The organism is Oribacterium sp. C9 (genome assembly GCF_002007235.1).
Classification (GTDB): domain Bacteria; phylum Bacillota; class Clostridia; order Lachnospirales; family Lachnospiraceae; genus Oribacterium.
Window position 1 is genome coordinate 1 of the sequence record NZ_MUHW01000042.1, and the last position, 9,453, is coordinate 9,453.

At 39.1% G+C, this 9,453-nt stretch carries 11 protein-coding genes; 1 reads left to right on the forward strand and 10 read right to left on the reverse strand.

Features of this window, described 5'->3' with window-relative positions; genetic code table 11:
- Positions 1–231: 231 nt before the first annotated feature.
- The 3 genes from BXO88_RS15735 to BXO88_RS15745 form a co-directional block, all read right to left on the reverse strand.
- Positions 232–2,211, reverse strand: a complete 1,980-nt coding sequence (locus tag BXO88_RS15735; RefSeq protein WP_078038674.1) for a S41 family peptidase — start codon at positions 2,209–2,211, stop codon at positions 232–234.
- 84 nt (positions 2,212–2,295) lie between these two features.
- Positions 2,296–2,640, reverse strand: a complete 345-nt coding sequence (locus BXO88_RS15740; protein WP_078038675.1) for a DUF5684 domain-containing protein — start codon at positions 2,638–2,640, stop codon at positions 2,296–2,298.
- A gap of 96 nt (positions 2,641–2,736) precedes the next feature.
- Positions 2,737–4,644 carry a S41 family peptidase gene (locus tag BXO88_RS15745; protein WP_078038676.1) on the reverse strand — a complete coding sequence of 636 codons (1,908 nt, stop codon included), beginning with the start codon at positions 4,642–4,644 and terminating at the stop codon, positions 2,737–2,739.
- A 260-nt stretch (positions 4,645–4,904) separates the two neighbouring features.
- Between BXO88_RS15745 and BXO88_RS15750 the strand changes: the two genes are divergently transcribed.
- Positions 4,905–5,597 carry a hypothetical protein gene (locus tag BXO88_RS15750; protein WP_078038677.1) on the forward strand — a complete coding sequence of 231 codons (693 nt, stop codon included), beginning with the start codon at positions 4,905–4,907 and terminating at the stop codon, positions 5,595–5,597.
- Between the two features lie 148 nt (positions 5,598–5,745).
- Here the strand turns inward: BXO88_RS15750 and BXO88_RS16750 are convergent, their stop codons facing one another.
- The 7 genes from BXO88_RS16750 to BXO88_RS15785 all read right to left on the reverse strand — a co-directional run bounded on the left by BXO88_RS16750 (position 5,746) and on the right by BXO88_RS15785 (position 9,352).
- Positions 5,746–6,219 (reverse strand): DUF6465 family protein, encoded by a 474-nt coding sequence (locus BXO88_RS16750; RefSeq protein WP_078038678.1) that lies wholly within the window; start codon positions 6,217–6,219, stop codon positions 5,746–5,748.
- Positions 6,220–6,344: 125 nt separating this feature from the next.
- A complete protein-coding gene (locus BXO88_RS15760; protein WP_078038679.1) occupies positions 6,345–6,863 on the reverse strand; it encodes a macro domain-containing protein in 519 nt (172 codons plus the stop codon).
- A 2-nt stretch (positions 6,864–6,865) separates the two neighbouring features.
- On the reverse strand, positions 6,866–7,219 hold the full coding sequence (locus BXO88_RS15765; RefSeq protein WP_078038680.1) for an arsenate reductase family protein: 354 nt from the start codon (positions 7,217–7,219) through the stop codon (positions 6,866–6,868).
- A 157-nt stretch (positions 7,220–7,376) separates the two neighbouring features.
- On the reverse strand, positions 7,377–8,075 hold the full coding sequence (locus BXO88_RS15770; protein WP_078038681.1) for an ABC transporter ATP-binding protein: 699 nt from the start codon (positions 8,073–8,075) through the stop codon (positions 7,377–7,379).
- Complete coding sequence (locus BXO88_RS15775; protein WP_078038682.1) at positions 8,062–8,415, reverse strand: FtsX-like permease family protein; 354 nt, start codon at positions 8,413–8,415, stop codon at positions 8,062–8,064. The genes BXO88_RS15770 and BXO88_RS15775 overlap by 14 nt, the downstream gene beginning before the upstream one ends.
- A complete protein-coding gene (locus BXO88_RS15780; RefSeq protein WP_078038683.1) occupies positions 8,412–8,747 on the reverse strand; it encodes an FtsX-like permease family protein in 336 nt (111 codons plus the stop codon). Before BXO88_RS15780 ends, BXO88_RS15775 begins: the two co-directional genes overlap by 4 nt.
- On the reverse strand, positions 8,732–9,352 hold the full coding sequence (locus BXO88_RS15785; RefSeq protein WP_078038684.1) for a hypothetical protein: 621 nt from the start codon (positions 9,350–9,352) through the stop codon (positions 8,732–8,734). Before BXO88_RS15785 ends, BXO88_RS15780 begins: the two co-directional genes overlap by 16 nt.
- Positions 9,353–9,453: the final 101 nt, after the last annotated feature.

The following is a 9,453-nucleotide window of genomic DNA, read 5'->3' on the forward strand; positions in this document are numbered from 1 at the left end:
TTAAATTTAATCAATTAGCAATGGTGGGGTTACCCACTATAAATGACGAAAGGCCAAAAAGTATTTGCCACTCACTTATGATGCACAGCACGCACACATTCGTGTGCAATTGAGAAGGAATCCTTACGGATTCCATTGAAGTGCTCAAAGCCGCGTGGCTCCTTCGATTATAAATCGAAGGCAGTTGTGCTGCTGAAGATATGAAGGAACTATGATTACATCTGTGTTTTATCAGAACAGCCCATTGATATACTCTGTAAGAGCCTTTCTGTCATAGAAGTTCTTTTCATCATCTATATAGAAATCCGGCTCGGCACCCTGGTCAATATCATAGAAGCTTCCGTTCTTTGTAAAGGCCATGCGAAGGGATCCTGAAACCTGGAAAACAGTTCCTGTTGCAGAAGTACATGGCAATACCATACAGGAACCGCCACCTGAAGTCTGACCGAGAAGTGTTACTTTATGAGAATTCTTGAAAACACTTGGAACTAGATTTCCGCATGAGAAACTATTGAAGGATTCAAGGCAGTAAAGCTTATATCCCTGCAGAGAATCTTTCTCGTCAAACTTGTGATCAAGATTCAGATCTACATGAACATAGTCAGTCATCATCGCTCCTGTCATTGTGTTATGAATGGAATACATTCCTGTACCTAAAAATGTTCCGAGAACGAAACTTGCCGCATTGGAATCACCTCCGCCATTGTTTGAAAGATCCAGAACGACATTCTCTATCGGGCTTTCTTCTCTGGTAATCTGCTGATAAGAATACAGCATGAGACCTACCGTATCATTAGGATCTGCCTCCTTAGGAGGATTCTTATAGTAATCAGCATCTTCAGGGATAGACTTAAAACCATCAAAAGTAATATAGGCTGTATTTCCTACTTCCTCATATCCGGGACACCCATCGGGATAAGCCTCCATTCTTGCAAGACCAAAACGTTTCATTTCATCTATCATTATCGCTATGGAACTGCCGTAACCATTCTCAATTTCGGCTTCTGCGCCGCTTTCGTATGACGGGAGACGGAATCCGCTATGTCCATCATCCAGATTATGATTGATGAAATCAGCAAGTGCACTGTCGATCATCTTAGGATCAGTACTTAACAGTTTTTGTTTTGTTCCGGTCTGAAGGAATATACGATCAAAAGAACTGATTCCATGAGTTTCCTTTAATCCATAATTATAATCCAGCATCAGACACAGTTCGTTATAATTAAACATCGCCATGGAAGGACTGATCTTTCCTACATTACCATCATAGTACAACTCGCCTAAATCAGAGAGACTCTCATCTTCATTCTGAAGTCCACCATATTGAAAAAGAATGACGCTTTTGCCATTATAAACAAGCGGTATATATAATCTGTTCAGGATAAAATCATTTATTATGGCAAGAGGCATATAGTATTTATCCTTGTCTCTTATAAGATCGATTCCGTAGTCATCAAGATTTAAAATGATAGCATCTCCGTAACGTTCATAAGAATCTTCGGTATGTTCAAACATCTCTCTTGATGCCTCACTTTTCAATGAGTTTTCACCTACAACATCCAGTAGTGACTTCATATTAGAAGCTCTCAGGAAATCGTCAAGATCCAAGAATGTGATGGTATCCTCATCAAAATCCAGTTTCATCCAGGTGCCGTTTTCTCTTGTCAAGGTTGCAATCCTGCCATCACTTGTGAGATTAAGTGTATAATCTTTATCGTTTGCCTGAATCAGGTAAGCATTCTTTAGCAACTTTGAAACATCCTCAAGAGAAATATAAGGAACAGACTCATCAGGATCAAAGAAAGCCAAACTAATATTTTCTTTGGACTCGGCAGAATTATAATAAATCGGTACATCCTTAGTCTTTAGGTCTCCCGGTTCAAATACCCTATCCAAAGGGCCGCCTTCTCTGATTCTGCTAAGCTCATTTTCCAGCCATTCATCCATATTCCCGGCTTCAGCTGCATCTGCTTCACCGGAATCAGTTTTTTCAGTCTCAGTCTTTTCAGAATCAGAATTGGATTCCTTTATATTTGCCTCATCTGATTCTTCAGATTTTTCTGTTTCGGCAATACTTGTTTCCTCGACTGCCGGTGTTTCAGCAATCTCGTTTGAACCGGCCTCAGGTACTGTAGTAGCATTACATCCGGTCAGTATCATACTTACCGTAATCACTGATGCCAAAATTCCATTGATCTTTGTTTTTTTCATTCTTGACCTCCATAATTCATGAATAACTAAATCAATGTCCTGTTTTTTTTACGTGTATGTTTAACACAACTATCTCATTATCGGCTACTGTGGACCGATATAGACTGATCCTCCAAACCCGATAATCAGTGTGCCAAGATTCGGAACAAGCATCGTAAGGATACGCATACCTATGCCGTATCCAAAAGACTTGGCCAATTTCCAAAACATTACATATACTATTACCACATTGATAAGTGGGATAAGCATCAGTAGAAAAAGCCAGCCATTTCCCATAGCAATTTTGAAAAGGTAATAAAAATCAAAGATCGGGATCAAGCTCTTCCAGCCTGCTTCTCCGGCTTTTACAAAAATCTTCCACATTGCTACAACTAAAAGAAGATACACGATAAATGATACAAACAAATTAAGATTATTTTGGTCTTCCATTTCTCATCCTCCATAATGTTTTCATAGAATAAACATAATCTCTAAAGAGCCGTTACAGATGTTATTTACACATATTTGTCTGTTGTTTCATAAAACTCAATATATTGAATTAATGAATTTTGTAAGCGCTTCTCTGTCATAATACTGTTCCGGTGTACTGATGACGTAATCAGGGTCAGCGCCTCTGTCAATGTCATAAAATGCACCATTCATAACGAAGGACAGTCGACTGATTCCTGAAAGCTGGAATGATGTTCCCCATGCTGAAGAGACAGGTTCAACAACACAGCTTCCGCCTCCGGACGTTCTTCCTAACAGTGTTACCTTACTGGATTCCTTAAAGATACAAGGAACGAGGTTACCACAAGAAAAGCTTACCGGTGATGTCAGACAGAACAGTCTTCTGTCTCCCAGTTCATCCTTCTCATCAAACTTACGGTCACGGTTTACATCACAGCGATATGTGGAACTGCACATTGCTCCGGTCATGGTATCCTTCATACCTATGGATGCCTCTCCAAGGAACCATCCAAGGGTGAATACAGCTGTGTCTGCCACACCGCCCTTGTTACAGCTGAGATCTATAACTACATTTTCGATAGGACTGTTCTCACGTGTGATCATGGAATGTGCCTTCATAATAAGCTCTATGGTATTTTCATCAGAAAAATCCTCAGGATTCTCTACCTTATAGTAAGCATCACCGTCTGTGCTATCCATGAAAAACTCATCGAAGGTGATATATGCAGTATTTCCTACCTCTTCATAACCCGGTACACCGTCTGGATAATACTTCTCACGTGCTTTTGTATATCTGGTATGATGGTCATCCCACCTGAACTCAGAAGCTCCTTTAGGAGCCTTATAATCTGATTTACCACTTAAATACGAATACTTTCCAAACTGAGAGTGACCATCATCGAGATAGTCGGTTATCATTCGATGAATTGCCGTATCAGCTTTTATAGGATCAGTTGACTTAAGCATTTCATCAAATCCATTTTCATGGAAAAGCTGTGCAAAATGGGTGATCTCATGTGGTTCTTTAAGACCATATAGATAATCCAGCATCAGACACAGCTCATTGTATCCATACTCCGCAAGAGCGGCACTCCTCTCGCCGGTTTCTCCTTCATAGTATAAATCCTCACAATCACTTACCTTCGCTGCCAGGATCAGTTTTTTTCCGTTAAAGAACAGGTTATTACCACATGGAGCCGAGATAAGGAAGTCATTTATAGTTTGAAATGGCACGAGATAGAGACCATCCTGCATGATCATATCTATACCGTAATCTCCGACCGGAATAACCAGGTTGTCTCCGTAACGATCAAAGGAACCTCTTTCTATCTTTTTAAATACAGCAGGTTCTCCTTTCTCGTTGAAAACACTCATACCTGTAAGATCAAGTATTGTGGATTTTCCCGCTCTCATACAGAACAGATCAAAATCCATAAAATCAATGGTATCTTTATCAAAATCAAAAGCCAGAGTAATGTTATCATCTATAGCTTTGTCTGCCTTATGGTGACGAGTGTATGTTACGACAGCACCGTCCTTGTCCATTGAATAATCAATTCCTGCTTCTTCATCACCGAGTATGGCTTCGTTTATCAGAGTATAGATATCTTCAGCCTCTATATATGGCAGATCCCTTACTCCATCAAGAAAGTATAGCTTCAAATCCACACCCGCAGGTTCGGTTAAGGAATAAACAGGATATGTCTCACTTGTGAGTTCATGTTTACCATTAACATTCTTTCTTTCCGATTCCGAAGCTTCATTTTTTTCAACGGATTCGACTTCAGTTGTTTCAACAGACTCTGCTTCAGTTGTTTCAACAGACTCTGGTACTTCAGTTTCATCAACAATCTCTTTCACTGCTTCAGTTGTTGCAGCATTATCGGCAGAAGGCTCTGCCAGTGGTGTCTCCAGGGCCTGGGAACAGGAAACAAGATTTACACCAAGAGACAATATCAATGCCAGAGAAATAATTTTTTTCATAGGACTCCTTTCACATAAACCTGCCCTTTAAAGTACTTTTTCATGCTTTCCCGGTTTTTCAGGAGAATTATCCTCCCCGGAAAACTATTTTAAAAGAAATGCCTTACCTTTGGATTGTCGGCGTAATGAAGCATATTTATAATCTACTCAAACTCCCCACACCCAAAAGGTGTGGGAAGCTTGAGTAATATACTAATAACCTTTCCCATAATTCTATTGAACAGGAAGAGGTAAAAAATAATGAATCAGAGGATATAACCATGAAAAAAGAACATTTTTCGGTCTATAACCATTCTCTTGTCTACGGCAACAACCGGATAGCTGTCAGAAAATTCATAGTCCTTAACCATACGGATGGTACAAAGACGTTTACAGATTTTCACAGATTTACAGGGAATCCAAACCGTAAGATAAAGAGCTTTAACAGTGACGGTGATAAAAGATGCACCTATATCTGCAAGTTCCTTAACTATGCATTCTTTAGTGTCGGAATCTCTTCTCTGTCCGAACTCACTTTAGATACCGGTCAGAAGTTCATCAATGCTTATGCTATGCATGAACTGCCCGAGGATGATGAATACACTAAGAGAAGTGAATCAACCATTGATTTCTGTGTCTCATATATCTTCGATTTCTATACCAATCTTGCGACTGATAAGCATTCAAAATGTCATTTCAAACTATCTGATCTTTACCGCCACATATCCGTAAGGAACAAATATGGCAAAGTGGTATTGAAAAAGGTACCGCTCTTTAATGTGGAATACATCCCATCCTACAAGGTCCCCATATGGTGGTTTTGCTGCAAAGACGAAAAACACAAATACCTTATGTCACCTAAAAACAGATTAATGTTTATAAAACGTCATAGAGAACCTTGCTTATATTGCAGAGAGCAAAGGCGTAAACTTAACCATTTTATTGATTACTATACTCAGCGGAAGCCAAAGTAGTTATTCACAAAAACAGGTCTCTAATCAAACGATTAGAGACCTGTTTCCCATATTGCAATGTTATTTGAACAAGATAGGGTTTTGTTCATTTTTTGGATTTTTTCTCAAAAAAATTTTTTTGGTTTTAGCGTATTTTTTGGTTTTCTACCTATAAATCTATTCTGAAATCAGGATTACTGAATCCATCAATTGTGAAGTAGGCACATGACTCATTTGGCTTAATAAAAAGTTCGATATCATGAGCAACGATATAAGGATGTGTACTGATATAAGACTTAACTCTGTCGTAAAGATCTTTCTCTGAATACTTCTTGTCATTGAATTCAATAGTCAGAGACTTGTAATTAAGCTCCGGTGCAGCTTTCTTTGCTGTAGCTGCCTTTGCCGGCTTCTCTGCAGTCTTCTTTTCAGCCTTCTTAGCTGCAGACTTGGCAGATGGTTTTCTGCCCGGCTTCTTCTCAGCAGTAGCTTTTGTCTCGGTCTTCTTTACTGTTGATGATTTTGTTGTTGATCCCTTTTTACGTCCTCTCTTTGGTTTTGTTTCTGCAGTTGTTTTTGCTGCTTCTACAGAAGTTTTTACTTCTTCACTTTTTACTTCCTGAACTTTTACTTCATCTGCCATTTTATCACGGCCTCCCCTTATTTTTTTTATTTTAATTATATGCTGATGAATGAAATTGTAAAAGATTTTTTTCTACTTTTATTATCATTGCATTTATATATTTCAAAAATAATTAATCAATTAAATCAGAATTCATTCAAAATAATCTGCTCACCTATATTTAAAATCATATCATCCAGTACAGCAAAAATAATCTTTAAATCATAGTCAGGATTTTTTCTTATGAAGTCATCACAAGCCTGAAATGCTACTCTCCATGCCTTATCAACAGGATATCCAAATATTCCTGCAGAAATAAGCGGAAAGCCTATGGAATGCAGCTTTTTTTCTTTTGCCAAATTCAATGATTGAGTATAAGCACTATACAGCAGTCCGGGTTCACCATGGTTGCCATCTGTCCAACGTGGTCCCACAGCATGAATGATATACTTTGCAGGAAGTTTAAAGCCGGGAGTAATAACCGCATCACCCGTCTTACATCCACCGATTGCATCACAGGACTTTGTCAGTTCTTCAGATCCCGCTTCCCGGAAGATCGCGCCACAAACTCCGCCACCTTCCCACAGCTCTTCATTAGCTGCATTTACGATTACGTCCGTATCAAGCTTTGTTACACTTGTTTTCTTTATCTCTAATTTACTCATACTTATTTCTTCGGTATATCCCAATTCTTCCACACATCAGGCTGATATCCGAGTGTAGACTGCTTTCCGTTTCGAACCACAGGAGTCTTGATCAGGTGCTGATTCTCAAGCAGTTTTTCCAGCTTGTCATCATCTGCAATATATTTAATTAAAGCTAATGTATCTTTATCCTTTGCATCCTGATTGATCATTTTCTCTATTCCGCCGTTGACCTGAGCCACAGATGTAAACTCTCCTTTGCTCATGCCTTTTTCTTTCATATCAACAAACTGATACTTGATTCCTCTCTCTTTAAAGAAGCGTTCCGCTTTTTTCGTATCATTACATTTCTTTGTTCCAAAAATCTGTATTCCCATTAATAAAAAATCCTTTCAAAATAATCATTCAAATTATGATTTTACAATATTACAACCTGTCATCATATTTGCATAGTTTCCTTTTAAGGACTACACGCAAATGTACCCTGTATTTCCGCTGTCATTTCCACTATCATTTCTACTGTCATTTCCACTGTCACAAGTCAGTCAATTCCTCTGCAGATACGGGATTCTGATTCTTTTTGATATCCACGATCATGCCGTCCTTCATCATTATGGTGGTATCCATCATTCTGGGAATGGCACTGTTGTGGGTAACCATAATAATGGTGGTTCCATACTTTTTATTAATAGTTTCAAGCAGCTTCAATATTTCTTTAGACGTAACAGAATCCAGAGCACCTGTAGGTTCATCGCACAACAATATAGGCGAATTCTTGATCAGTGCTCTGGCTATCGATACTCTCTGCTGTTGACCACCTGAGAGCTCAGAGGGATACTGATATTCGCATCTTTCCAAATCAAGAAATCTGAGCAGTTCTCCATAATCCATAGGATTTTTACTGAGTTTTTCTCCCACTCGAATATTATCCCTTACACACAAATTGGGTAAAAGGTTATAAAACTGAAACACAAATCCCAGGTTATCCCTTCGGAATCTACGAAGCTGTTCATTGCCCAGTTTGTTTATCTTGATTCCGTTTATGATGATCTCGCCATCATCTATGTTTTCCAAACCGCCGATACAGTTTATAAGAGTCGATTTGCCCGAACCGGAAGACCCAACGATAGCACATTTTTCACCGGATTCAAACTCACAGGATACGCCCTTGAGAACTAAATTTTTAGAGCTGTCGGTTCCATAAGATTTCTTTATATCCCTAACTGTTATCATAAGCACCTGCTGCCAGAATATATATTAAAATAACCACAAGAAAATCTCTTACGAATGCAGTAACGGAGTAGTGTAAGAATACTCCGACTGCTGTGGTACCAAGCAGATAAGGAACTGCCAGCTTCGAAAACTGAAATCCGAAAATCAGTCCGACAGCTCCGCACAATGCAGAAAAAACCGCAGTGCTCGAGAGAAATATCACCTTAAGTTCCCTATAGCTGTATCCGAGTATAGAATGTATCGCGATCTGCTTCTTTGCAACGCTGACAGAAAACCTGACAACAAAAGCGACCATAGCCATGTAAAAGGATGCTGCAACAATATATAAAAAGATGCTCATCCTTTTTGATTCCGGCTCCAGACTTTCTGCAGGTCTAATAAAGTCTTCCTTTTTAATGGAGAAATGATCTCTCCTGTTTTGAACCACACACTGAAAAGCCACCCCGCTGATCCGGCGATAAAAGCCACCAGAGTTGAAGGTGCAAGATACATAAGGATAACCTCATGTTTTTTTACACCCATGGCATAAAGAGCTCCAATAGAAGCTCTTTCCTTTTCAATGGCTGACCTGATACCGAGATAGAAAACAACAGAAACAAGAATTACCAGTCCTATACAGATAACGTATCCTCCGAGTTCGTATGCATATCCGTCGATTACCGCCCGACACATTCTTGCATTGTTGCCGATCCTAAGTCCGATAATAATGTCTCATAGTCATCCTCTGTCAGAAATGCAAGTCCAAAAAGTTCACTATTGGAGCTATAGTCTGATATACCCCTTGCCGGCATATCATAGTCTGTAACCGAACCGATACCGGTGATCAGATATGACCTGGAATCGATATTAATAATGTCTCCGGTTGAAAGTCCGTATATCATTGCATAGCATTTATCAAGTACCAGCTCACCTGACTTTTGTGGATACTTTCCTTCATCAAGAATCAGCAGATCGATCTTATTACGGACCTTAAAGAATCTAAGGATACTTCCGTTTTCCATCTCCTTGTCAAATGAAAATATCCGCTCTATGGTATACCCCTTTTGTTCTAATGAGCTTTCTTCCTGTTCTGTAAGAGGTTTTCTCAAAGAAAACTGACCATCCTGATAATTGGAAGCAATATAATTAGCTTCGCAGACAATTTTGGTTGAATAAGTCACAGAGGCTAACGTAGACGCAATGTACATACCTATGGCAATAAGCATTGCCATAAACAGATATGTGACCCTGTTCTTCCAGATATCTCTAGGGATATTATTTTTTAAGATACCCAGCATTATCCTTTCCCTCCTGCCAGATCACCGATGCGTTCCTTCTCTTTTATTGGTTATTCGTCAAAAATAGTGGGTAACCATTGATTCTTTTTCGGAAGTTTAGT